At 60.2% G+C, this 23,109-nt stretch carries 19 protein-coding genes and 3 pseudogenes; 11 read left to right on the top strand and 11 right to left on the bottom strand.

What is annotated here, in order from left to right:
- Positions 1 to 116, bottom strand: a pseudogene (locus LMG28727_RS34435) (sugar ABC transporter); the annotation flags it as partial.
- Positions 117 to 336: 220 nt separating this feature from the next.
- Between LMG28727_RS34435 and LMG28727_RS32750 the strand changes: the two are divergent.
- Entirely contained in the window at positions 337 to 1,767 is a 1,431-nt protein-coding gene (locus LMG28727_RS32750; protein WP_201646456.1) for an IS1182 family transposase, read from the top strand.
- Positions 1,768 to 2,146: 379 nt separating this feature from the next.
- Here the strand turns inward: LMG28727_RS32750 and LMG28727_RS32755 are convergent.
- A pseudogene (locus tag LMG28727_RS32755) lies at positions 2,147 to 2,326 on the bottom strand (5'/3'-nucleotidase SurE); the annotation flags it as partial.
- 169 nt (positions 2,327 to 2,495) lie between these two features.
- Between LMG28727_RS32755 and LMG28727_RS32760 the strand changes: the two are divergent.
- From LMG28727_RS32760 to LMG28727_RS32790, 6 genes are all read left to right on the top strand, one after another.
- Positions 2,496 to 2,801, top strand: coding sequence for a DUF4148 domain-containing protein (locus LMG28727_RS32760; protein ID WP_201646457.1), 306 nt, complete (start codon positions 2,496 to 2,498; stop codon positions 2,799 to 2,801).
- Between the two features lie 162 nt (positions 2,802 to 2,963).
- Positions 2,964 to 3,653 (top strand): type 1 glutamine amidotransferase domain-containing protein, encoded by a 690-nt coding sequence (locus LMG28727_RS32765; protein WP_201646458.1) that lies wholly within the window; start codon positions 2,964 to 2,966, stop codon positions 3,651 to 3,653.
- A 162-nt stretch (positions 3,654 to 3,815) separates the two neighbouring features.
- Positions 3,816 to 4,973, top strand: coding sequence for an alkene reductase (locus tag LMG28727_RS32770; protein WP_201646459.1), 1,158 nt, complete (start codon positions 3,816 to 3,818; stop codon positions 4,971 to 4,973).
- Between the two features lie 375 nt (positions 4,974 to 5,348).
- Entirely contained in the window at positions 5,349 to 6,155 is an 807-nt protein-coding gene (locus LMG28727_RS32780; protein ID WP_029969150.1) for a helix-turn-helix transcriptional regulator, read from the top strand.
- Positions 6,156 to 6,252: 97 nt separating this feature from the next.
- A complete protein-coding gene (locus tag LMG28727_RS32785) occupies positions 6,253 to 7,656 on the top strand; it encodes an NAD-dependent succinate-semialdehyde dehydrogenase (protein WP_201646460.1) in 1,404 nt (467 codons plus the stop codon).
- Positions 7,657 to 7,821: 165 nt separating this feature from the next.
- The gene (locus LMG28727_RS32790; RefSeq protein WP_201646461.1) at positions 7,822 to 8,592 is read left to right on the top strand and encodes an alpha/beta hydrolase; all 771 of its coding nucleotides are present in this window, start codon (positions 7,822 to 7,824) and stop codon (positions 8,590 to 8,592) included.
- Between the two features lie 318 nt (positions 8,593 to 8,910).
- Here the strand turns inward: LMG28727_RS32790 and LMG28727_RS34610 are convergent, their stop codons facing one another.
- Positions 8,911 to 9,042, bottom strand: a complete 132-nt coding sequence (locus LMG28727_RS34610; RefSeq protein ID WP_268960569.1) for a hypothetical protein — start codon at positions 9,040 to 9,042, stop codon at positions 8,911 to 8,913.
- 91 nt (positions 9,043 to 9,133) lie between these two features.
- Here LMG28727_RS34610 and LMG28727_RS32795 point away from each other — a divergent pair, with 91 nt between their 5' ends.
- Entirely contained in the window at positions 9,134 to 9,856 is a 723-nt protein-coding gene (locus LMG28727_RS32795) for a sulfite exporter TauE/SafE family protein (RefSeq protein WP_201646462.1), read from the top strand.
- 425 nt (positions 9,857 to 10,281) lie between these two features.
- Here LMG28727_RS32795 and LMG28727_RS32800 read toward each other — a convergent pair whose 3' ends face one another.
- The 4 genes from LMG28727_RS32800 to LMG28727_RS32815 form a co-directional block, all read right to left on the bottom strand.
- Positions 10,282 to 11,235 carry an HNH endonuclease gene (locus LMG28727_RS32800; RefSeq protein WP_201646463.1) on the bottom strand — a complete coding sequence of 318 codons (954 nt, stop codon included), beginning with the start codon at positions 11,233 to 11,235 and terminating at the stop codon, positions 10,282 to 10,284.
- 306 nt (positions 11,236 to 11,541) lie between these two features.
- The gene (locus LMG28727_RS32805) at positions 11,542 to 12,480 is read right to left on the bottom strand and encodes an SEL1-like repeat protein (RefSeq protein WP_201646464.1); all 939 of its coding nucleotides are present in this window, start codon (positions 12,478 to 12,480) and stop codon (positions 11,542 to 11,544) included.
- A gap of 12 nt (positions 12,481 to 12,492) precedes the next feature.
- On the bottom strand, positions 12,493 to 12,699 hold the full coding sequence (locus LMG28727_RS32810; protein ID WP_201646465.1) for a hypothetical protein: 207 nt from the start codon (positions 12,697 to 12,699) through the stop codon (positions 12,493 to 12,495).
- Positions 12,700 to 12,736: 37 nt separating this feature from the next.
- The gene (locus LMG28727_RS32815; protein ID WP_201646466.1) at positions 12,737 to 13,723 is read right to left on the bottom strand and encodes a hypothetical protein; all 987 of its coding nucleotides are present in this window, start codon (positions 13,721 to 13,723) and stop codon (positions 12,737 to 12,739) included.
- Between the two features lie 528 nt (positions 13,724 to 14,251).
- On the opposite strand from LMG28727_RS32815, the pseudogene LMG28727_RS32820 reads away from it, so the two are divergent.
- Together LMG28727_RS32820 and LMG28727_RS34890 are read left to right on the top strand one after the other, a co-directional pair.
- Positions 14,252 to 14,878 (top strand): annotated as a pseudogene (locus LMG28727_RS32820) (tyrosine-type recombinase/integrase).
- An 856-nt stretch (positions 14,879 to 15,734) separates the two neighbouring features.
- Positions 15,735 to 18,254: a diguanylate cyclase gene (locus LMG28727_RS34890; RefSeq protein WP_201646467.1), complete on the top strand. Its 2,520-nt coding sequence runs from the start codon at positions 15,735 to 15,737 to the stop codon at positions 18,252 to 18,254.
- A 271-nt stretch (positions 18,255 to 18,525) separates the two neighbouring features.
- Here LMG28727_RS34890 and LMG28727_RS32830 read toward each other — a convergent pair whose 3' ends face one another.
- Together LMG28727_RS32830 and LMG28727_RS32835 are read right to left on the bottom strand one after the other, a co-directional pair.
- Positions 18,526 to 19,512: an AraC family transcriptional regulator gene (locus tag LMG28727_RS32830; RefSeq protein ID WP_201646468.1), complete on the bottom strand. Its 987-nt coding sequence runs from the start codon at positions 19,510 to 19,512 to the stop codon at positions 18,526 to 18,528.
- An 83-nt stretch (positions 19,513 to 19,595) separates the two neighbouring features.
- Positions 19,596 to 20,666, bottom strand: a complete 1,071-nt coding sequence (locus LMG28727_RS32835) for a porin (protein WP_201646491.1) — start codon at positions 20,664 to 20,666, stop codon at positions 19,596 to 19,598.
- Positions 20,667 to 20,703: 37 nt separating this feature from the next.
- Here LMG28727_RS32835 and LMG28727_RS32840 point away from each other — a divergent pair, with 37 nt between their 5' ends.
- Positions 20,704 to 20,940, top strand: coding sequence for a hypothetical protein (locus LMG28727_RS32840; RefSeq protein WP_201646469.1), 237 nt, complete (start codon positions 20,704 to 20,706; stop codon positions 20,938 to 20,940).
- A gap of 91 nt (positions 20,941 to 21,031) precedes the next feature.
- Here LMG28727_RS32840 and LMG28727_RS32845 read toward each other — a convergent pair whose 3' ends face one another.
- Both LMG28727_RS32845 and LMG28727_RS32850 read right to left on the bottom strand, forming a co-directional pair.
- Positions 21,032 to 21,814, bottom strand: coding sequence for an IclR family transcriptional regulator (locus LMG28727_RS32845; protein WP_201646470.1), 783 nt, complete (start codon positions 21,812 to 21,814; stop codon positions 21,032 to 21,034).
- 40 nt (positions 21,815 to 21,854) lie between these two features.
- A complete protein-coding gene (locus LMG28727_RS32850; protein ID WP_201646471.1) occupies positions 21,855 to 22,973 on the bottom strand; it encodes an FAD-dependent monooxygenase in 1,119 nt (372 codons plus the stop codon).
- Positions 22,974 to 23,109: the final 136 nt, after the last annotated feature.

Here is a 23,109-nt window from a genome sequence, read left to right on the forward strand (position 1 = left end):
AGCACGAGGAGTTCGTCAGCATTCACCGCTGGCGCAAGGCCGATATCGCTGTAGAGGTTCCGATGCCAGTCGGTGATGTGCTGCTGCCACCTTGCGAAATTGCCGCCGCCTCGACGCACCAAGAATCTTCGCGCCGTGCAACTGCTGTTGGGCCATACAAAAATTGAAAGTACCGTTCGATACCTCGGGATCGAAGTAGACGACGCACTCGAGATGGCCGAGCAGACTGAGGTGTGATAACGGGTGGCCGGCGAGCGTTCGCTTGTCGGCCCAGACTGTGTCAAAACGGATTTTGGAGCGTTAAAATTTGCCATCCGATAGGGAGGGATGAGCAACATGAAACGGTTCGTTCAAGGCGACAATCGTACACAAAGCTCTCTCCTCCCTGACGCGCTTGATGACTACGTGACGGACACCAATCCCGTGCGCGTAGTTGATGTCTTTGTCGATGAGCTTGATCTTCATAAGCTTGGGTTTGAAGGCGTCGAACCAGCGTTGACCGGTCGGCCGTCGTACCATCCCGAGGTGATGCTCAAGATCTATATCTACGGGTACCTGAACCGAATTCAGTCGAGCCGCCGCCTTGAACGCGAGGCCCAGCGCAACGTCGAACTCATGTGGCTTACGGGTCGCCTGGCACCAGACTTCAAAACCATTGCGCGGTTCCGTAAAGACAACGGCAAAGCGATCCGTAGCGTCTGCCGTCAGTTCGTCGTGCTGTGCCAGCGTCTGGACCTCTTCGCCGAAGCGATCGTTGCGATCGACGGCAGCAAGTTCAAGGCGGTGAATCACCGCGACCGTAACTTCACGAGCGCGAAGCTTGAACGACGCATGCGCGACATCGAGTCAAGTATCGCTCGCTATCTCGAGGCAATGGACACAGCGGATCGTCAGGAGCCGGCAATCGCGAAGGTTAGGACGCAGCGACTGCGAGACAAGATTGCGGCCTTGAAGGAGCAGATGCGAAGCCTCAAAGAGATCGAAGTGCGACTGAACGCGACACCTGACAAGCAGGTTTCGCTTACTGACCCGGACGCGCGTTCAATGAAGGCGCGTGGGAACGGCGTTGTCGGCTACAACGTCCAGACGGCAGTGGATACGAAGCACCATTTGATCGTCGCACAGGAGGTAACTAACAACGGCATTGATCCTGATCAACTGACGTCGATGGCGAAGCTTGCCCGAACGGAAATGGGTGTAGGCAAACTCACTGCGATCGCGGATCGAGGCTACTACAAGAGCGAAGAGATACTTGCATGCCATGAAGCTGACATCACTGTATTCGTGGCAAAGACGGTGACATCAACGGCCACGGCACATGGCCGTTTTAGCAGGGACGATTTTATTTACAACCCGGAAGCGAACGAATATCGGTGTCCGGCCGGTGAGCGGCTCATCTGGCGATGCTGGACCATAGAGCGCGCTCTGAAGCTCGGCAAGTATTGGAGTTCGAATTGCCAGCAGTGCTCGTTAAAAGAGAAATGTACGCCGGGCACTGAGCGGCGAATGACCCGTTGGGAGCACGAAGCCCTTGTCGAGGAAATGCAGGCGCGACTTGATTATGCTCCTGAGATAATGCGGACCCGGCGACAAACAGTCGAGCATCCCTTCGGCACGATTAAGGCATGGATGGGGGCCACTCATTTCCTCACACGGACCATCGAACGAGTGAGCACTGAAATGAGCTTGCACGTGTTGGCGTACAACATGAAGCGAGTGATCCGGTTACTCGGTTCAGAAACGCTTATAACAGCAATGCGGGCGTGATGCCCGCATTGGGTTGTCGAACCTCTGCAACTGCTCGCCGGGTTTCGTTCGGCGTGTCGAAATCGGAAAGATGCAACGTCCGATCAGACCGGTTTCGTTATTTCTTGTGGCCGCCAGTTTTGACACAGTCTGGGCCATTAGGAGCCATTCGCCGGCAGTTGCTCACAGTCCTTCCGATGTCTGCTTTGCGTCACTGAATGGCCACTTATCGCAGTAGGCCTGTGGTTGCGCTTTGGTCTTTCCCGGCCTAAAACCTGTTTCCTTGCAAGCCGGCCTGAAGTGTCGCGAAGGTCTGCAAGGCGGTGCAGTCGAAGTGCAGCGGCGTCACACGAAATGCGCGTCGACGCAACGGCGGCCGTTTCGCTATCTGGCGCCATTCACGCGCGGTGTCGCAGCGCACGCTTTGCGGTCGCTAAACGCGTGACTGAGCGCGATCGAAGGCAGGCCGGGCAGAAGGCCCGTCATCGCTGCACCGACGGGTGCCGGAGAACATTGTCTCCATGCCCAGGTTCACGCCGCGATTGATGCCCGACAAAACGAGCGTGGGCGGGCGCGGCCTTCATCAGATGTGCTCCTGCCTGTGACCCTCACTCATAGGATCACAAGACGCCTTCTTCCCTCGGTTTCGTTTGCTTAAAGTGACACCACTGCAGCAGCTTCCTTCTGTCCCGCTGCTGCAAGCACAGTTACTTCGCCACTTTATTCAACGACAACCTTTGGAAGAAATCATGAAATCGCTCATCAATGCTGTTGCGGTCGCCGCCGCCCTTGGCATCCCCGCAGCATCGTTCGCTCAGTCGAATGATCAGGTCACCCGTGCGCAGGTTCGCCATGAACTGGTGCAACTCCAGAATGCTGGATACCGTGCTGGCCAAGGCGATCAAGCGTTCTATCCGGCTCAAATCGAGGCCGCCACTGCACGTGTGGCTGCAGAGGAAAAGTCCGCGAGCGGCTTCGGCGGTGTAAGCAGCGGTTCCTCCGCCAGTGGCGCATCGGCGACCAACGGCGTCCGGTCTCTGTATTCCGGCCGTTGATTCAACGTCGCGAACGATGTCACGACGAAATAAACGGACCTTGCTGCGCCCTAACCGATTGCAGAGGCGAAGCACTGACTACATAGCCGTGTCGTCATGACAGCGTTGCCGGCAATTCGCAACTCAAATTCGCAACTCAGCTATCACGCATTGGAGAACGACATGAAAGTACTGATGGTTTTGACCTCGCACGATCAATTGGGCAACACCGGCCGCAAGACCGGCTTCTGGCTGGAAGAACTCGCGGCGCCTTACTACACGTTCAAGGACGCGGGCGCCGAGATCGTGCTGGCCTCGCCGCAGGGCGGCCAGCCGCCGCTCGATCCGAAGAGCAACGAGCCGGCCAGTCAGACCGACCAGACACACCGCTTTGAAAACGACGCGGCGGCCAAAGCGCAACTCGCGGCAACCGTGCGCCTCGACAGCGTCTCCCAGGCGGACTTCGACACGGTGTTCTATCCCGGCGGCCACGGCCCGTTGTGGGATCTGGCCGAAGACCCGCATTCGATCGCGCTGATCCAGTCGTTCATCGCCGCCGGCAAACCCGTTGCACTCGTGTGTCATGCACCGGGCGTACTGCGCCACGTCACCACGGCGGACGGCAAGCCGCTGGTCGAAGGCAAGAAGGTGACGGGCTTCACGAATTCGGAAGAAGCCGCGGTGGGCCTCACCGAGATCGTGCCGTTCCTCGTTGAAGACGAACTCAAGGCCAAGGGCGGCATTTATTCGAAGACCGTCGACTGGGCTCCGTACGTAGTCACCGACGGCCTGCTTATTACCGGACAAAACCCGGCTTCGTCGTCCTCCGCTGCCGCCATTCTGATGCAGCACCCGGCGCTCGCCGCGCAATAAAAACCGCCTGTCCGCCGACGCGCGTTGCCTTCGGGCAAGCGCGCGGCATTTTCACCAGAGAGCCAGTTAGCTGATCGCGCAGGATCGCCATGATCGCGCGCAGCCGGCTCGATCGAGCCCGTCGCAACGCGCGACCAGGGTTCATTCGGGAGCGAAAAGAACATGGAATATCCTTCACTCTTCACGCCGCTCAAGCTCGGGCGGCACATCTTGCGCAACCGTATCGTGCTGCCGCCGCTGACGCGCCAGAGAGCCGCCCAGCCCGGCGACATACCGACCGCATCGAGCGCGCTCTATTACGGCCAGCGCGCTGGCGCGGGCTTGATGATCAGCGAAGGAACGCAGATCGAACGGCGCGGTCAGGGCTACGCGTGGACGCCCGGCATCTACAGCGACGAACAGGTCGAAGGCTGGGCTCGCGTGACCGACGCGGTGCACGCCGAAGGCGGCGTGATCTTCGCGCAGTTGTGGCATGTGGGCCGCGTCTCGCATACCGCGTTGCAGCCCTACGGCGCAGCGCCGGTTGCGCCTTCGCCGATCGCGGCACAGAAGGTCAAGGCGTTCATCGAGACCGGTCCCGGCAGCGGCACGCTGGTCGAGCCTTCGGTGCCACGCGAGTTGAGCGTCGCCGAGATCGGCGAGTTAGTCGGCCTCTACGCAAAGGCAGCGCAGAACGCGCTGCGTGCGGGCTTCGATGGTGTCGAGATTCACGCGGCCAATGGCTACCTCGTGAATCAGTTCATCTCGGCGCACTCGAACAGGCGTGAGGACGAGTACGGCGGCTCGCTGCACAACCGCTTGCGCTTTCTGCGCGAAATCGTCGGGGCAGTCGCCGCGGTGGTCGCGCCTGAACGGCTGGGCGTGCGCTTCACGCCGTTGTTCACGAGCACCGATCAGGATCGCGTGTACATCGGCCTCGTCGAAGGCGATCCTCATCACACGTATATCGAGGCAATCAAGGTGCTGGAAGCTGCCGGTGCGGCCTATGTGTCAATAGCGGAAGCCGACTGGGATAACGCCCCCGATCTGCCGGCGGCGTTTCGTGAGGAAGTCCGCCGGGTGTTCAGCGGCCGCATCATCTACGCGGGTCGCTACACGGCCGAGCGCGGCGCGCGCCTGATCGAGGCGAACCTTGCGGACCTGATTGCATTCGGCCGCCCGTATATCGCGAACCCGGATCTGCCTGAGCGCATCGAGAACGGCTGGCCGCTCAATGCCGTGAATCCGGCAACGTTGTATGGCGGGGGGGACGAAGGACTCACGGACTATCCGGCCTACGCGGAATCGTTATCCGTTCAGGCAGACGAGGTGATCGCATGAGCAAAGAGTCGAAGCGGGCCATCGCCTGTGCGATCGGGCAGCCCGACGACGTCGACATCGACGAGATCCTGCTTCGTCCCACGAGCCAGGAGTTCTGAGCGAACGCTGACTTACACTTTCCAGCGACAGGGCCACGCGCAAGACATTGTGCGTGGCCCTCACGCAAATGCGGCGCTTCATTCGAGAGCGGTTTCGACGCGTTCGTATGAAGCGCCGCTAGTCGTCGTGGCACAACCTGGATATTTTGCCGTGATAGTGTTTGCATTCCCGGTCGAGCCAGGCATGCCCGGGCCGTCAGTTGGCTGGTCGTAAGCTGCCTCGCGACGATGCCCAGCACGTCCGCCCGCCTGCCCATTCGCCGTTAACCGAGACACTATGTCCAGAAGACCCTCTGCCGAGCAGCGACGCGAACTTGGCGCGTTTCTTTCAAGCCGCCGCGGCCGCCTGCAACCTGCCGAATTCGGCCTGCCCGACGGCCCCCGCCGTACCCCCGGCCTGCGCCGCGAAGAGGTCGCTGTCCTCGCGGGCGTCAGCGTCAGCTGGTACACCTGGCTCGAACAGGGCCGCGACATTCAACCGTCCGCCGATGCGCTGCGCAGAATCTCGCGCGTGCTCAAGCTCGACACCGTGGAGTCGGCGCATCTGTTCGCGCTTTCATCGCGCGAGCTCTCGCAGGTAGCAACCGGCAGCGGCGTCACCGAAGGCCTCGAACGACTGGTTCGCTCGATCAACGTTCCGGCCTATGTCCGCAACACGCGGCTCGACATTCTCGCGTGGAACGATGCCATTGCCGACCTTTTCGTCGACTATGGATCGCTGGAGCCGCACGAGCGCAATACCTTGCGCCTGCTGTTTCTTTACAAACCCTATCGCACGCTGATTCTCGACTGGGAGCAGATGACGCGCGGCATGATCTCCGCGTTCCGCGCCGCGCGCGCGCAGGCGCCGGACAAGGCGCCGTTCGATAGCCTCATCGACGAGCTCACGGAACTGAGCCCCGAGTTCAGCGACTGGTGGCAGGACACCGAGGTCAAAGGCTTCGATGAAGGCGACAAACGGCTTCGTCATCCAGCTGGCGGCCACATCGAATTCACTTACGTTGCGTTGACGCCCACCGGCAGACCGGACCTGTCGCTCGTGACTTACATTCCCCGGCACTCTGCCAGTGAGTCCGACTCATAGGATCACAAGACGCCTTCTTGACCCGCCCCGGTTTGCATAAAGTGACACCACTGCAGCGACTTTCCACTGCTCGTCACTTCACTCAATCGAGGCAAACATGTCGAACCTGAACCTTCCCACCGCCATCGGCGCAACGTCGCGCAATCCCGCAACCGGCGAGTTCATCGCGCACTATCCGTTTCAGACCGCCGACGAAGTCGAGCGCATGCTGGAGGACAACGCCGCGGCCTACCGGCTGTGGCGCGCGACGCCCATGGCTGTGCGCGTGGCAACTTACCGCCGCCTGGCCGCGACATTGCGCGAGCGTTCGGAAGTGCTGGCCGCGCTGATTACTCAGGAGATGGGCAAGACGCTCGCCGCCGCACGAGCCGAAGTCGCAAAATGCGCCAGCGCAATCGACTGGATCGCAGAGCATGGTCCCGCTTTCCTCGCCGACGAACCGGCGCCCGTCGAAGGCGACGATCAGGTGCATGTCTCCTATCTGCCGATCGGTTCCATCCTTGCCGTGATGCCGTGGAACTTCCCGTTGTGGCAGGTGATTCGCGCATCGGGTCCGATCATGCTCTCGGGCAACGGCTTCATCCTCAAGCATGCAGCCAATGTGATGGGCTCGGCGTACGCATTGCAGGACGCTTATGAAGCCGCCGGCTTTCCAGTCGGACTCTTCGCCAACCTGAGTGCCGATAACGAAACCGTGGCCCACGTGATCGAAGATCCGCGCGTTGCCGCCGTCACGCTGACCGGCAGCATGCGGGCCGGGTCCGCCGTCGCATCCACGGCGGGCCGCGCGCTAAAGAAGACGCTGCTGGAACTCGGCGGCGCCGACGCCTTCATCGTATTGGCCGATGCGAACATCGATCTGGCCGTGAAAGCGGCCATCGAGGCTCGCTTTCAAAACGCCGGCCAGGTTTGTCTCGCAGCAAAGCGGTTCATTGTCGAGCGGCCCGTTGCAGAAGAGTTCACGCGCAAGTTCGTGGCCGCCGCGCGTCAGGTCGTGGCGGGCGATCCGCACGATCCGGCAAGCACCATCGGGCCGATGGCGCGCGCCGACTTGCGAGACGAGCTGCACGGCCAGGTGCAACGCACCATCGAAGCAGGCGCGACGCTGCTGCTCGGAGGCAGCAAGGTAGAAGGCGCCGGGAATTACTACGAGCCGACCGTGCTCGCGGATGTCGCCCCCGGCATGGCTGCTTTCGACGAAGAAACCTTTGGCCCGGTCGCCGCAATCACCGTTGCCGACGACGCCGAGCACGCTATCGAACTTGCCAACACGAGCGACTACGGTCTCGGCGGCAGCCTGTGGACCCGCGACGTCGCCCGTGCGCAGCGAATCGCGCGCCGGCTGGAAACGGGCGGCGTCTTTATCAACGGCTTCTCCGCTTCGAATCCGCGCATTCCGGTGGGCGGGGTCAAGAAGAGCGGATACGGCCGTGAACTGTCGCACTTCGGTCTGCGCGAGTTCACCAACGCTCAGGCGGTGTGGGCCAAGACCATCGATTGATCCGACGTTCCCCCGTTCGCCCGATCACCTCACGTATCGTCAAGGCATCCAAAACATTCGCGCAGGCTTTCGCATGACCCGTACGCTAACGGGTCATCGGCGGCAGCCTGCAAGCTGAACCATTGCAACCAATCGTCCAATCATCGTTAGCATCTGGAGTCGAAAATGAAAACCATCAACAACATTCGCCGTTTTGCCGCAGCCTTGACCATTGGCGCCAGCGCATTCGCCACGCAGTTCGCCGAAGCCGCACCTGTCAGGAACATCGTCCTGGTTCACGGGTATTTCGCCGACGGCTCGGGCTGGCAAGCCGTGTCGAAGATCCTCACGCGGGACGGTTACAACGTTTCGGTGGTTCAGGAGCCGGAGACGTCGTTCAAGGAAGACGTCGCCGCGACTACGCGTATCGTCGATGCGCAGGACGGCCCGACAATCCTCGTCGGCCATAGTTATGGCGGAGCGGTGATTACCGAGGCGGGCAACAATGCGCGCGTGGCGGGCCTCGTCTACATCGCCGCGTTTGAACCGGACGCGGGCGAAAGCCTCAAGGACCTGACGACGAAAATGCCGGCCGCGACGAAAGCCATCAAGGCAACCGACGATGGCCACCTCTACTTCGACGCAGAGCACTTCAGAGCCGACTTCGCTGCCGATGTACCCGTCGCGGAGGCCGCATTCATGGCGAGTTCGCAGGTCATGCCGGCGCATGAGTCGTTCACCGCGCCGGTGAGCCAGCCGGCCTGGAAAACGAAGCCGAGCTGGGCCGTCGTGGCGACTCGGGACCGAACCGTGAATCCCGATCTCGAACGCTGGATGGCGAGCCGCGCGAAGAGCACGGTCGTGGAGGTTCCGTCGAGCCATGTCGCGTATCTGTCGCATCCGGCAGAAGTCGCCCGGGTGATCGAGCGGGCGGCCACTGCAACGGGCAGCCGCTGAGGGGATCGGGCCGGCTACTGGTGCGTAGGTAAACTGGACGAGCCGCGTGCCGGGACGCAGCGGCCGACCGGCGGCCGCTTCTCTCTTCTATCAAGAGACGCCGGCCGTCGAAGGGCCGCCAGGAGTCGGGTCCGAAGGTTAGAGCCGAAGTCGCCGGCGATACGTGCGCGTCACGAGCGATCTTCGGCAACCGGCCAGGAGCGGCCACTCCACTGCGTCTCCTAGATCGTCAACAATCGCAGCAGCCGCGTCGGGCATGCGAAACCTGCAACGCGGAATCTAGGCGACCGCGGTTACTTCAATCATCAAGTCGACGACCTAGTCGATTTTTTGCGTACGCGTGTTGCAGATCGTCGGATGTGGGATCACCAGACCCGCAAGATAGGCGCGATCAACAATTTTCCCCGCTAGAGACGCAAGCCCCAAAGCGACCTGAAAGCTTTTGCTCATAAACTGTCTCCGTCGTTAGGTTTCGCACGCATATGAGTGCCCCTGACGACCATAACTATAGAACCGGTTTTTGCGCGATGGAGGTCCTGAGATGGGATACCTGTTGGTGCTTTGCGTCGGCTTGCTTGCAGGAACATTGAGTGGCGTGATCGGCACGGGATCGTCGATGTTACTCATGCCTGTCCTGGTTGTGCTGCATGGTCCGAAAGAGGCCGTACCCATCATGGCGATTGCCGCAATTATGGGTAATTTCGGCAAGGTACTTTCCTGGTGGCGCGAGATTGACTGGCGCGCGTGCTCTGCCTATTGCGTGACAGCCGTTCCAGGAGCGGCATTAGGCGTGCGCACGTTGCTTGCGTTGCCGCCGCACGTTGTCGAACTGGCGCTTGGCGTGTTCTTTATAGCAATGGTTCCGGCACGACGCTGGCTATCTCGTCATGCGATCCAGTTCTCGCTGCCGCAACTCGCGGCAATCGGGGCGGTGGTGGGCTTTCTCACCGGCATTGTTGTTTCGACCGGCCCCATAACCGTGCCGGTATTCATGGGATATGGCTTGGTGAAAGGTGCATTTCTTGCGACTGAAGCAGCTGGCTCTCTCGCAGTCTACGGCGCCAAAGTTGTGGTTTTTAATCACTTTGGCGCACTGCCGTTATCCGTCGTGTTTGACGGGTTAATTACCGGTTCGGCGTTGATCGCCGGAACGTTTGTCGCACGCCGTTTCGTTGCCCGTATGAGTCCGGGTACGTTCAAGCTTGTCGTAGATGGTTTAATGCTGTCGTCCGGGCTATCGCTACTTTGGGCAGCGGCACGCTAGAATTGAATGTAGATCGCCGTCGCCACGACGTCGAATCAGCCGTTCATGAAGCGTAGAGAGTGTCGAAAGGCAGGTGTGCGGTTCTAGGCAGCTCTTGCCAGTTGCATTGGACAGCACGCGGCCAATTTCTGCCGTTCGCCTGAGTTATGCAGTAGTCCCTCGAACGGCTGGTCCACTCCGAAACCCGCCCGATTCTGGACGCGCGCTTGTCGGCCAAAGCCGACGCTCGGCAGTCGGCGATGACGAGGCGGTCTTGCGTCGCATTTCCGACATTCGCACGTCGGCAGTGGCGAATGTCGCACTCGCGTCGAGCGAATGCGCATTTTCAACGCTAACCAGAACGAGCCCGCATGCGACAGTAAGCCTGAACGCGGTCATTCCATCGTACCGGCCGCATCTGTGCCTCAAGAACACAAGCCCCCGATTCACTCCTTCAGCACGAGCTCCCTCGTCACGGGATTGCCGACATCAAATACGGCGTTGACGCCCGCTCTCTTCTGCTTGCGCAGCTCTTCCATTCTGACGAACTCCGTTCGGTGCATCTCAAGATATTCAGCTTGAGCGGCGGTAGGCGTCACGCGCAAGCCACCGATGAATCCCAGCTTGTTTAGGTCTTCGGCGCTCAGCGACTCGGACGCAAGGGCCGCCCCCGAGGGCGTGTACGAAATGAGATATCGGTCGTATAGCGCATCCAGGTTTGCAGACAGGAGAAGCCCATTGTTCGCATCAACGCGCTGCTCATCGGTTTCGCACCGAGCCCATGCGAGCGAATGTGAAGCTCGTAACGCCGCAGAAAGGCCCAGGCCGCTCACCGCGCACTGGCCCCCAAAGAGCCGCATCAAATCATCACGGTAGCGGCCCTGCCCCCTTCTCGCCTTCGAGACCCTCTCGTACATCGCTGCGCCTAAGCTTGGCCGGCGCTTCTGCAGCTCAGCCCATGCACGCTCCTCGAGGGTCTCCTCCGAGTCAACTTCGGGCGGCTGATAGGATGAACACAGGGCAGCCGTAATGGCGCGCACCAATACCATCGCAGAGTGGTGCTCGCTCACTCGAAGATATTGCTCTTCAACCCCATCTTTTCGCTGCCCCTTAGGTTTCTCAGGAGTCAAATGAAGATGTGCGACAGGTAGGCCTGTTGCTTGGGCCAGCGCAGCAAGGTCAAACCCAATCGTCTTGCGATTGCGGGAGCCACCTTCCGAAGTCAGAAACGGGATTCCGAGGAGAAAGTCCATTCGCTGCATGTCGTTGGGCTCGTACCCGACATAGTGGCACTTGCCGGGTCCTTCTTCCCATTCGACAACAATAGTCTTGCCGTTCTCTGAAAGGCCGCGGCCGCTCGACCGAATCTTGAAACCCTCGCGCGCGAGTGCGGCCAGCAATCGGCGAGTTCGTGAACAGGCGGCGAGCCGGTCTCCGTCGTACCCGCGGGACGTAAGGCGGGCGAGAAGAGCAAGACCTTCAGCTTCAAGGTCATCGTCTAAGTCTAGGTGTTTTAACATGGAGTGCGTGGGAACGGGTGCGGGAATGCGTGAGCATATCGTGTTGCCAACACATTCCGTCGTGTGGCCGATGTACTGTCCAACGCTCGAACGTGCCTAGACCGAACGCGGTGAGTCTCAGCTCAAAGTACTCTCTTCCCCGAAAGCGCCGTTGCTTCCGGGGATTTTTCTGTCTGCTCGCCGGTGCTACGGCTTAGCCTGTTTCTTCCCCAGCTTCGAGAGGCCAAAGACAAGCAAGCCTACAAGCAGAAACAGGCCAAAGGGTATCGAAATGGCCGAGACGACTGCCAGAAGTGCCGAGCTGACCAACGCCCAGAAAATCAGGATGAACGGTATCGAAAAGACGGTCGCCTTCTCGGCCACCGACAACGAAGAAAACGTCACGTCCGGCTCAGGAACTGGTATTTGCTTCCACGCTTCCAACAGGCGTTGGCACTCGGCCCGCACCGTCTCATCTCTCGCCTCCAGACCTTCGATCAGGAGCTTGCGCGCCTTCGCGTATTCGCGGCCTGCGTAGTCCGTGGACTCGAGGCCGTCGGTATAAAATAACGCTAGGGCGTGATAGTGCCGGTTGAACAGAACACGGCATGTTTCACCGTCTTGGACATACCGGTCAACGGCGGCAACGTATTCCGGTGAGCAATCAATGGCCCTCTTGTTCTCAATCATGATGTCGATCGCGTAGGGTAGGGCGAGCGACTGAGACGTTGAACCATCGTTAGCGTCGGCGAGCCTTCGGTACAGACGCAAGGCTTCGCCAAGGTCCTTCTCCAGAACTCCCTCGAGTCCCTCGTTGTTGCGCAGGGCATTGGCGTACCACCACACTGCCTTTTTACTGCCCATCTCCATCGCGAGATGGATGTGTTCCAGCGCCTTGACTGCGCTGGGTTCGATGCCTCGCCCCATCCTATAGCAGTAGAATAGGGAAACGTGCAAATTGGCCGTGGCGAAACCACGGTCGGCGATTTTTACCAGCGTCGGCATGTAAAACTGAGCGAGATCGTCATCCCGCATCAAGTGGTTCTCGATCAGCCTAAAATGCTTTTCGAAGCTCTCAGCGGGTGCCCCACTTTCAAGCAATGCCTCGAGCGCTTTGCGACGTTCAAGCTCTTGCGCGAGTTCCATGAGAAGTTCATCTTATGAGTTGTTGGCCCTCGGGCGCGCCGGCTCTTTCTTTTTCTTCCGGCCGAGGGCAAGGAATATCGCGGCGACGATAAACACACCCCAGACCACCATCGTATGGAGGTGCTGCATGTCCGGTTCGCCTTCGTAGTGAAGGTTCTTCTGGATGAAGAAGCCAACAAACAGAAGGAAGATGCCGATGATTTTGGACAACAGGCGCATTGATAGATCCCTATTTTATTGAAAACTTCGAGCGGCATCAGAAGCGCACGGAGCGTTTGACTCGTTCGAGGATGGGTCGCCACATCGGCGCGTCCGACTGACGCTGAGAGAGCGTGATCTCGGTGAGGCGGCCCGAGACCGGAATCTTGTACATCGTGACTTGCCACGGCGAGGGCCCGAATCTGTCCGCGCGGATGTACGGAACCACCAATGCGAGCCTCCCATTGAAACTTTCGGTATGCACGCGTTGCATTTCGAGAAGCTTGGGCATTCCAGAGCCTTCCGCTTGCGCATAGCCGCGGCGCATCTCTTCCTCGACGCCCTTGAAGTCGGCAGACGTCGCTGCTGCGAGGTCATCCTGGCTGTAGTCAGCTGGGGTAGTAACGCTCACTCGAACCATGGAGCCGGTCGGATAGGGCGTCGCGTTGACCGAGAGCAGTCGATCCTTCTTCCCGCCAGAGTCTTCGATTCCGGCGTTGGTCATGATTGCCGTACCGGCAGCCCCAAGGTTTTCTCTGGTCGCCTGGTCTAGCACCACCCAGTGGGAAGGGATTTCGATCGAGATCCCGTAGGCCAGATCGAGTCGACGAAATTCTGATGCGGGCACCGGGTTATCCGGCTTGGCTGTTGGCTGCAGTGCTTCAGAAATAGTGCAGGCGCCTTTCACGAAACTGGCCATGGGTGAGCCGTTCTCGACCTCAATCGTTCGGGCTTTCTGTGACGTGCCGAGGTCGTTGCCGTTCTTGTCGTAGAACCTCTGGCTGGTGATGATGGCTTGGTCGCGGTGCGCACAGTCCACATAGTTCTTGGCCAACACCACGTCGTAATCCTTAGTGGGTGCGTCAGCCATTTTCGTCCAGAACCAGGTTTTCTCGCCGGCGACCGTCACGTTATTAAGGTCGATCAAATAGCGAGCGCCATCAGGGGTGGCGCCGGCCTGAACCCAATTCGATCCCGCTGCCTGCGCGACGCTGAGCAAACTCGTCGACAAGAGAAACAGCACCCCCAACTTTTTAAATTTCATATTCCCGTGTGGCCTCGTGGCTCTCGATCGTCGGTGCAAGGTCTTGTTGTTTAAACACATACGCCCTCACACGTAAGCGAAGTGAATGCTAGTGGTCAGACGGAATCCGGTCAACTAGAAAGGCAAACTTCTGAGGGATGAACCGTGAAAACTCGGTTTAGCTAAAGGTGCAGAAGGCGGATAGCCGACGAACAGTACCCTCTGGAATCGGCCGCAATTCCCGCGGTAAAGAGCGTGGAAAGCAATGCAGTGGGCGATACCATTTGGAGCACCGGGCCGGAGCGACGAACGCTTGGCACTTGGCAGAACAGTGAGCAGCCCATCCATAAGCGTCGCCTGAGGAATGCTGACGCGTCAGTTTCCACGCGTCAACGATGGGGCCGCAAAGAAGGTGGTGTCCACGGATGGCCGCTCTATCTTGCAAAGCGGCCCATTTCGGCGACGACAATGATCGGCTGCTTCGGGTCGAAGATCGACCGCTATAGCAAGCGCACAATCGATCTCCCTTTCTTCGAAAAGGAGATTGTCATGGAAGCGCTTAATTCTTCCGGTGCTCGTCAGGTACCGTGGAACAAAGGAAGGTTGACCGGCCAAAAGCCGCCGTTAAAACTTCGAGAGATCTGGGCGATTCGAACGAGACTGCAGATGTCGTGCAACGTTCGGGAGCTGGCGATGTTCAACCTAGCGATCGACAGTAAGCTTCGGGCGTGCGATCTGACGCAGCTGCAGGTTCAGGATGTTTGCATGGGAGGTCACGTGCTCTCGCGAGCGAGCGTTTTGCAGCAGAAGACTCAATGGCCGGTGCAGTTCGAAATCACCGAACTGACGCGCCAGAGCGTTGCAGCATGGATCTCGGCACGAGGGCTGAAACCTGTCGACTTTCTGTTTCCGAGCCGGATCAGCGCCTCGCCTCATGTGTCGACTCGCCAGTATGCTCGCATCGTTCACCGTTAGATTGCATCGATTGGGCTCGATGATGCCGCATACGGCACTCACACGATGCGCCGCACCAAGGCTTCACTGATATATCGACGGACAAAGAATCTGCGCGCTGTACAGCTTTTGCTAGGCCATACCAAGCTCGAAAGTACCGTCCGATACCTCGGGATCGAGGTCGATGACGCGCTCGAGATGGCTGAGCAAACTGAAGTCTGATTGATACTTCGCCGGCGAGCGGACGCTTGCCGGCCAACATCCGCCGTTGGCCGAACACATAAGTCCGTCGTTCTAACGACCGGCCCACCGACAGAACCGGCCGCAACGAAGCTCAAAACCCGTTCTAACGGGCGTCCCGCCCACGCTACTGCCCATTCAGCGCGCTCCGGGCCAGCCCATCGGACTGGTGTTGGGAACGAGGCACCGGCGCCGCGCATTTACACGGTCTCATGCAGCAGCAAGCTCCGCTAGTTAGATGCGCAAGCGGAACCACAGGGGCAACGCGGGCCTGCTATGGGGTTGTTCCGCTTGCCACTGCAGCACAAGATGTGTGGTGCCCACTGGGATGACCCACACGCCGTTTGGCCCGAACACGCATGTCGGGGATGAGACTGGCGCGCTCATCCGAGCCGCAGCATCAACAATGCCGATCCTGTCCAATCGACATTGGACGTAAATGTCATGTTTCCGGCGTGCGCCGTTCGCGCCGGTCGCGGTGGGCATCTGCGGATGTGTTCGCGGTGCCACCGTACCGGCGAAAGGTGCTATCCGGCCATGGCCCTCCGCCAGACGGGACCAGTTCATCGGCGTAATAGAAGAAGCCAAAATTACCGATTCGACGGCTCGCACCAAAGCCCGCTTATGCTCCGATTTCCGTAGGGGACTGAAATCGCTCCGCCGCTTCAGTTTCTCATTTTCGTGCCGATAATGGGACCACGTTCCCCAAAGCTTCGCCCAAGTTATGCGCCCCTTTCCCTTTCCGAGAGCCCGGCTGGTCATCGGCCTCGCTACGACGGTGCTTGCGACCGTCTTCGCATTGTCCTGTTTTTGGGAAATTAAGCTGGAAGCTTGGACCATGCACGCGCTCAGCTTGGTCTATGAGCCGTCGTTCGAGACTGCCGAGCGGTGGCGTTTCATTCTGACGTCCACCAGCTTTGCGGGAATTGCGCTTATCGTCCCCGCAATGTGGCTGAGTCGACTGTTACGCAACGAGCAAGAGAGCTGCATCGCATTAAGACACGAAAAGGCGCTGAGCGAATCGCTGGCGCGCCACGACGCTATGACAGGGTTTTTTAACCGCCGTGTCTTCAATGACCGGCTGGCGGCCATACTTAAGGCAGACCGAAAGGAAATCGCGGTATTTCTAATCAACCTTGACAGGTTCAAACTGATTAATGACTCGTACGGTCACGCGATTGGGGATAAGGTGTTGTGCGAAATTGCCGAGCGACTCACGGGTTTTCCCGACCGGTCGACATCAAGCCTTGCCCGATTCGGGGGCGACGAGTTCGCGATGATCGTCAGCGATGCCGACAAGGACTCGCTTGCGAGTCTGGCAGCAGGCATCTTGCGGGAAATATGCACGCCCCTCGTTTCGCTCGAAGGCGCGGCATCAATCAGCGCGACAATCGGGATCAGCATCGCACACGTTGACGCGATCCTGCCCGATGCGCTCTTGCACTGCGCAGACCATGCGATGTGTCGGGGCAAAAGCGCCGGACGCGCGACATTCCGCTTTTACGATCCGGGATATGAGAGCGAGCAGCAGGTTGCAAAGCAGCTCGAATTCGAGCTGACATGCGCTGTTGAACAGGATCAGATCGAACCGTTCTTTCAACCATTCGTCAATCTGCCAGACGAAGAAGTCGTAGGATTCGAAATACTAGCCCGATGGCCGCATCCCCAGCGAGGTATGCAGATGCCCTCGACTTTTATTCCGATCCTGGATCGTTTGGGCATGATCCCGTGCATGACGTTCTCGTTGCTGCGAAAATCCATCGAGTACGCGAAGCTCTGGCCTCAGGACTTGATGCTGGCGATCAACGTTACAGCGTCGATGCTGGAAGACGCTGGCTTTGCGGACCGATTACACGATGCGCTGGTCCAGCATGGATTCTCTCCTTGCAGACTCGAAGTGGAAATTACCGAGCAGGCGCTTGTCACTAACATCGCGGCAGTGAGTGAAAGTCTGTCAAAACTTCGCGCGCGCGGGATAAGCATCGCACTCGACGACTTCGGCACTGGATATTCTGGTATCTACCATCTGACGCAGCTTGCAATCGACAAGATAAAAATAGACCGCTCTTTCCTGGACCTTGGTGTACGTGGCCACGACAAAGTTGTTTCCGCCGTGCTGGGCCTCGCGAATAGCTTCCGGATCAAAGCGGTCGCCGAAGGTGTCGAGCAACAGGACACTGCGCACTGGCTGTCCTCCCAACGCTGCGATTTTGCACAAGGGTATTTGTTCGGTAAGCCCATGTCGGCAGATCAGGTCTCAGCTTATCTCAGGGAGCGCCGGCGCGGCGAAGGTCCGGCGCGATCACGGAGCGCGGAGCAGTGTCACGGCTTCGGCGAAGCTAAGCAGGGGCGGCATCTACTTCTGGAACCTATCCGAAATACAATCACAGAGTTTAGCGGTCGCGACATTTCTGTGACTGGTTGCGGCAGGGCTGCGAAGTCAGGTCTGTCGCTGGAGCCGGAAGTTCATGCCTCGCGCTATCGCGCGTTGATCGACCTGGCCTACGACGCGATCGTGACAATGGATGATCAGCACAACATTACACTTTTCAACCGCGCAGCCGAAAATCTCTTTGGCTACTCGGCAGCGGAAGTCTTGGGGCGACCAATCGTAACCTTGTTACCGGAGAAGTTTCGCGCGAATCATCCGCATAAGGTGCGGCAGTTCGCGGACTCGTACGATCCGAGCGCGCGGCAGGCGACCCCACCGCGGATGGACGAGAGCAACAGTGTGTACGGTCGGCATCGTGACGGATCGGTGATGCCGGTCGAAATCTCTGTGTCCAAAATCGACCTGAACGGTAGGATCGAATTCATGGCGGCCGTCCGCGACATCAGCGATCGCGCCCGACTCATGGAGCTGTTGAAAAAAGAGGCCACGACAGACGCCCTGACAGGTCTCCCGAATCGGCGCGGGTTTGTCCAATTCCTGGAAAAAGTCCTTTGTACCGGCGACGATCTGGCGGTGTTCGTTCTCGACATCGATTTTTTCAAGAAGATCAACGATCAACACGGCCATGATGCTGGCGATGAGGTTTTACGTGTGCTGGCCAACGTTGGGGCGTCAATGACAGACGGGCCGAGTCTGTGCGCTCGATGGGGAGGCGAGGAGTTTGTTGCCGCCCTGCCACGCGCGGACGCAGATCTTGCGCACAGGATCGCGGATGACCTGCGGCAGCGCTATGAACGACAGGATTTCGAGCACATGTGGCGCCACCAACCGATTCGATTCACCGTTAGCATCGGCGTAGTCACACGTGAAGCAGGGGAGGTAGACGTTGACGCATTGATGAAGCGCGCAGACCGAGCGCTTTACCGTGCGAAGAAATCCGGACGGAATCGCGTCGAGGTTGGATAGACGCTGTAAACGGACCGGAACGTCCAGTCCGGCAACACATCGCCGGACGCAGACGTCCGTTGTACCGTTGAAAGCAGCCTTGAATATGGCGCTGCACCGGCGGACCGTTGCGGGTCGAACTAAGCCATCGACCATTTTGCAGTTCTGGCCATGTGCAGACGTCGCTCCAGAACCTCAAAGGAGTTTCACCGGTGTGGTCGATCTCGTATGCGGAATTCGAATCGTATTGGTGATGGTCACCGCGTGCTCGACGGAAGCGTTGTGCTCGCCCTCAAGTGTTCGACGAGGTCGCATTGACAGTCGACTTCGACAGATCGTGAAGATCTTGTGGACTGCGCGCGTAGCGCCTCGGCGCCATCCCCGACCAGCGGTGAAACGCGCGAGAAAAGGCCTTCTCGGACGAGTAGCCGACACGTTCGGCAATTTCGATCAGCTTGCGTTTGCCGTTTGTCAGTTCACCGCTTGCGAGGTACATGCGGTACGAAGTCAGATGACCGATCGGCGTGTCGCCCACCAGTTCGACGAAACGCGCGCTGAAGCGTGACCGCGACATGCCCGCGGCCGCCGCGAGACTCGCGACGCTCCATTCGCGGCGCGGATCGCGGTGGATCAGCGCCATTGCGCGGCCGATCTGCGGATCGGCGAGGCCGCGCAGCCAGCCAGTGTGATTGGCCGTCGATTGCAGATGCGCGCGCAGCAACTGCACGAACAGCACATCCGCGAGCCGCGCGGCCGCAATCGCCCAGCCGGGCTGACACGTCATCGATTCCTGAATGAAGGTTTGCAGCGTGCTCGCGAGCCACGGCGCGACGGCGGCATCGTTTGCACGTACGTGAATCAGCGGCGGCAACACGGAGAAAAGCGGGCTGCGCATGATGTCGCGATACACGACGATGCCCGTGTAGAGATCGCTAGTCTCTCCGCCGCCGCCCGCCGTGAATTCGAGCGGTGTGTCGAAACGCGGCTGGATTCCTTTGTTGGCCATCAGCGAATCGAATGGCACAGGTTGCTCTTCCAGCGATGACGCCATGACGTGCTCGTGCCCATGAGGCAACAGCACGAAGTCGCCCGGTTCGACATACACCGGTGGTTCGCCAGCGACAGACAGATAGAACGGCGTGCCAGAACATATGCGAAACGGCGCACCCGACACGGCAGGCTTGCGGATCGCCCACGGCGCGCTCAACGTGAAACGGCCGGTGACGACGGCGTCCGCGCGCAGGTCGGCGAGGATGTCGCTCAGCAGGTCGGTTGCCATGGGTTTGTCTCCGTTGTCCGCATCGGGCTTTTATGTGGTGGGCCCGTATGCGTGTGCCTTACCAGATCGAACGCGCCGATGTATCAGAAGCGCTGCTGGATGCCCGCCATTACGCCCAGCTGGTTCTGCCCCGCGCCGACCGATCCTCCTGCCGCCACAGCCGCGGCACCGCGCGAACTGTTTTCCATGTAGCCCACCGACGTATACACCGTCGTGCGCTTCGACAACAGATAGTTCACGCGGCCGACGAACAGCGTCGAGTCCGACGTTGCGCGCAGCAGATAGCGCAGCACCTGTGTGTCGAATGATAACGCGGCGCTCGCGTGATACGTCGCGCCGACAAAATAGATGTCCGACTGGCCATGCGTGGCCGCCGACGTATTGCGTCGAATCCAGCCGCCACCGATCTTCGCCGGGCCGACATTCGCATACGCATCGACGATCGTGCGTGTGTCGGTGTAGGCGGGGTTCGACAGCGGCGCCGCCGCGCCCGTGCCGCCGCGCATCACGTCGTACGAAGCTGCCACACCGAATTGTGCGGCGTCGTACGCGAGCATCATGGTGTACTGTCGGCACGCGACGGGGTCGCCTGCCACGTTGCCCGCGCAATTGGTAGCGGACGGTCCCGCGGGCCCGGCTGCATCGCGCCCTGTGCTGTAGGTACCCCCTACTGTCAGACCACCGAACTTGCCGAGATAACCGGCTGCGTTGTCGCTGCGCGCATTCGGCAGATAGCTGTCGAAGCTTGCCATCGAATGAATCGACGGGCCGATCACGTCGGCGTTTTGCAGCACGTACATCGACATGTTCATCTGTCGTCCGAGCGTCAGCGCGCCATACGGCGAACTCACGCCGACGTTTGCCTGACGGCCGAACAGCCGTCCGCCGTAGTTCAGCGCGCCGCTATTAACCGCGAAACCATTCTCCAGAACGAAGAAGGTCTTGTAGCCGCCGCCCAGATCTTCTAGGCCGCGCAAGCCGAACCGCGACGGCACTTCGCCCGTGAGCGTCGGCATACCGACCACCGAGCCGCCGCCCGACGCGTTGTTGTAGTACTGCACGCCCGTATCGACGATGCCGTATAGCGTCACGCTGCTTTGCGCGCGCGCACTGGGGGCGCCGAGCGCTGCTGTCGTGCCGATGATGGCGAGCATTGCCGTGGAGACAGCCTTTCTCGTTCGTGTGACTTTCATGTTCACCAAGCCTTTGTTTGCAGCTCTGCTTATCGTTGTGGGTCTGGAGACCGTTGCAACGACCGGCCTCCCCAAACGCGGCGTGCGTCAAACGGTTCCGGTGCCGTCGCGTACGTTGCGCATCGCCCGCCGCAATCGCGCTACATGCGAGCGGCAATTGCAGTGGACGAATGGGGAAATTCTTGGCGACGCAAAAAACGCCGCCAAGGACCGTGGCTCTCTGAAAAGTAGCTGATCGTCTCGTTGTCAAACGAGGGCGACCACGGGCGAAACGCGGCGTTTCAGGGACGAAGCGGGGGGAGGAAAGTGGCAGCGAAAGTGGGCCGTTAGAGGCTCGAACGGGACAGTTCGCTCGCAGCGGACTTGACGCTTGCTTCGGCCGTTTCGCGCAGGGACACATCGTTCGCGAACGCGGTATTCGGACCGGCCACGCTCAATGCGGCGAGCACGTTGCCGCGGCTATCCATGACGGCCGCCGCGCACGAATCGATGCCCGCTTCGAGGCCCGAGAAGCTCCACGCGCATCCTGTCTCGCGCACCTTGGCGAGCACGGCGTTCAGCGCTTTCCAGTCCGGCTGATCAGCGGCGTCAGCAGCGGGATGGCCGACGTACAGATCGGCCAGCGCCAAAGCGTCGAGCGTCGCCAGCATCGCGAGTCCGGGCGTTGCGCGGTGCGCCGGAATCCGGCTGCCCACCCGGATGCGACTGACGAGCGGGGTTTCGGGCGTCTCGCACAACAGATAGATCAGCTCGGTGCCTTCGAGCACGGCCAGATACGCCGACAAGCCCGTGGTCGCGACCAGTCCGGGCAGGATCTGGCGTGCGCGCGAGGTCAGATCCGCCGAGCCGAGCGCGCTCGCTGCTAGCGTCAGGAACGGCATGCCGAGTCGATGCGCGCCGCCTGACGGAACGGCTTCGATCAGGCCGGCCGCTTTCAGCGATTCGAGCAGTCGCATCACCGTGACGCGGTTCACGTTGATCTGGCGGGCGACGTCACTGAGGTTAGCGGTCGAGCCGCCGTCGGCGATATAGCGCAACAGGCGGAACGCACGTTCGACGGGCGACGCCGACGCGTCCGCGCTGCCGGATGGGTCCGATGGCTTGGTCATCTTCGGGTGTTTCTGGTTAGTTCGAATGGCGCGCGGAGGCTCAGGGCAGCGCCACGGACCACGCATCGTACCCGTAAACCCAGTCCGCATTGCCCCCCGTCTTCAGCCAGTTATTGCCGCGCGAACCGATCTGGATCTTCGCGGTGCGTTCCTGGCGCGCGCTTTCGTAGCGCTTGATCGCAGCGCCGAGCCCGCTGGCTTCGACGCCCGTCAGCGCACGCGACAGCACGACGGCGTCTTCGAGCGCCATGCCCGCGCCTTGCGCCATGAACGGCATCATCGGATGGCATGCGTCGCCGAGCAGCGCCATGCGCCTGCCCGTCCAGCTGCGCAGGGGATCGCGAATATACAGCGCCGACGCGAGCACGGTGTCGCAGGCGTCCAGCAGCGCGCGTGCTTGTGGATGGAAGTTCGCGTAGGCGCGGCGCAATGCATCGGCATCGCCGGGCGTGGTCCACGACTCGTGCGTCCAGTCGGCCTGCGACGTGGTCGCGAAGATGAACACATCGCGGCCGCGATTGAGCGGAAACGTCACGATTTGCATATCGTCAGTCGGCCCCCACCATTTGACGAACGCGCCGATATCGCTGCCGCTCAGGCGTTCAGCGGGGACTACCGCGCGATACGACACGATGCCTGTGAACTGCGGATGTTCTTCGCCGAACAGGAACTTGCGCACGCCGGAATGGATGCCGTCGGCGCCGATCAGCAGGTCGAACGCGTGCGTCGAGCCGTCGGCGAACGTGACGCTCGCCATGCCGTCGGCATCGGCGAAGGCGACACTGCGCTTACCGAGGTGCAGTTCGCCCGGCGCCATGGCCTGCTCCAGCGCGGCCATCACGTCCGCACGGTGCATTGTCAGCTGCGGAGCGCCGTATTTGCGCTCCGCTTCATCCGACATCGCGAGCCGCGAGGTTTCTTCGCCCGTGTCCCACATCCGGCTGATGCGAGCGTTCGGACGCGCCGCCGTTTCCCGCAACTGCGCGCCCACGCCGAGCTCGTCGAGCGCGCGCACTGCGTTCGGCGTCAGGTTGATATCTGCGCCGACCCGGCCGAAGCGCTCTGCCTGCTCGAACACGCTCACCTGATGTCCCGCTTCGCGCAGCGCGATGGCTGCCGCCAACCCACCGATCCCACCGCCAATAATGCCGATCTTCATGCTGCCCTCACGCCAGAGCCGTTGCTGTTTCGTTCAATAATGAACAGATAGAACAAAAATGAACGATGATTGTGCGATGATTTATTTTTGATCGCAAGGGAAAAACGCATCCTGTGAAACCTGTATATCTGTCCCC

This window comes from Paraburkholderia metrosideri, from assembly GCF_904848625.1.
Lineage (GTDB): Bacteria > Pseudomonadota > Gammaproteobacteria > Burkholderiales > Burkholderiaceae > Paraburkholderia > Paraburkholderia metrosideri.

Coding starts and splice junctions, on each gene's coding strand:
- LMG28727_RS32810 (WP_201646465.1), bottom strand. CDS start 12,699: ATGCGCCTGTTGTCCAAAATCATCGGCATCTTCCTTCTGTTTGTTGGC.
- LMG28727_RS32850 (WP_201646471.1), bottom strand. CDS start 22,973: ATGAAGATCGGCATTATTGGCGGTGGGATCGGTGGGTTGGCGGCAGCC.
- LMG28727_RS32795 (WP_201646462.1), top strand. CDS start 9,134: ATGGGATACCTGTTGGTGCTTTGCGTCGGCTTGCTTGCAGGAACATTG.
- LMG28727_RS32770 (WP_201646459.1), top strand. CDS start 3,816: ATGGAATATCCTTCACTCTTCACGCCGCTCAAGCTCGGGCGGCACATC.
- LMG28727_RS34610 (WP_268960569.1), bottom strand. CDS start 9,042: ATGAGCAAAAGCTTTCAGGTCGCTTTGGGGCTTGCGTCTCTAGCGGGG.
- LMG28727_RS32780 (WP_029969150.1), top strand. CDS start 5,349: ATGTCCAGAAGACCCTCTGCCGAGCAGCGACGCGAACTTGGCGCGTTT.
- LMG28727_RS32785 (WP_201646460.1), top strand. CDS start 6,253: ATGTCGAACCTGAACCTTCCCACCGCCATCGGCGCAACGTCGCGCAAT.
- LMG28727_RS32845 (WP_201646470.1), bottom strand. CDS start 21,814: ATGACCAAGCCATCGGACCCATCCGGCAGCGCGGACGCGTCGGCGTCG.
- LMG28727_RS32815 (WP_201646466.1), bottom strand. CDS start 13,723: ATGAAATTTAAAAAGTTGGGGGTGCTGTTTCTCTTGTCGACGAGTTTG.
- LMG28727_RS34890 (WP_201646467.1), top strand. CDS start 15,735: ATGCACGCGCTCAGCTTGGTCTATGAGCCGTCGTTCGAGACTGCCGAG.
- LMG28727_RS32830 (WP_201646468.1), bottom strand. CDS start 19,512: ATGGCAACCGACCTGCTGAGCGACATCCTCGCCGACCTGCGCGCGGAC.
- LMG28727_RS32765 (WP_201646458.1), top strand. CDS start 2,964: ATGAAAGTACTGATGGTTTTGACCTCGCACGATCAATTGGGCAACACC.
- LMG28727_RS32760 (WP_201646457.1), top strand. CDS start 2,496: ATGAAATCGCTCATCAATGCTGTTGCGGTCGCCGCCGCCCTTGGCATC.
- LMG28727_RS32805 (WP_201646464.1), bottom strand. CDS start 12,480: ATGGAACTCGCGCAAGAGCTTGAACGTCGCAAAGCGCTCGAGGCATTG.
- LMG28727_RS32835 (WP_201646491.1), bottom strand. CDS start 20,666: ATGCTCGCCATCATCGGCACGACAGCAGCGCTCGGCGCCCCCAGTGCG.
- LMG28727_RS32840 (WP_201646469.1), top strand. CDS start 20,704: ATGTTCACCAAGCCTTTGTTTGCAGCTCTGCTTATCGTTGTGGGTCTG.
- LMG28727_RS32790 (WP_201646461.1), top strand. CDS start 7,822: ATGAAAACCATCAACAACATTCGCCGTTTTGCCGCAGCCTTGACCATT.
- LMG28727_RS32750 (WP_201646456.1), top strand. CDS start 337: ATGAAACGGTTCGTTCAAGGCGACAATCGTACACAAAGCTCTCTCCTC.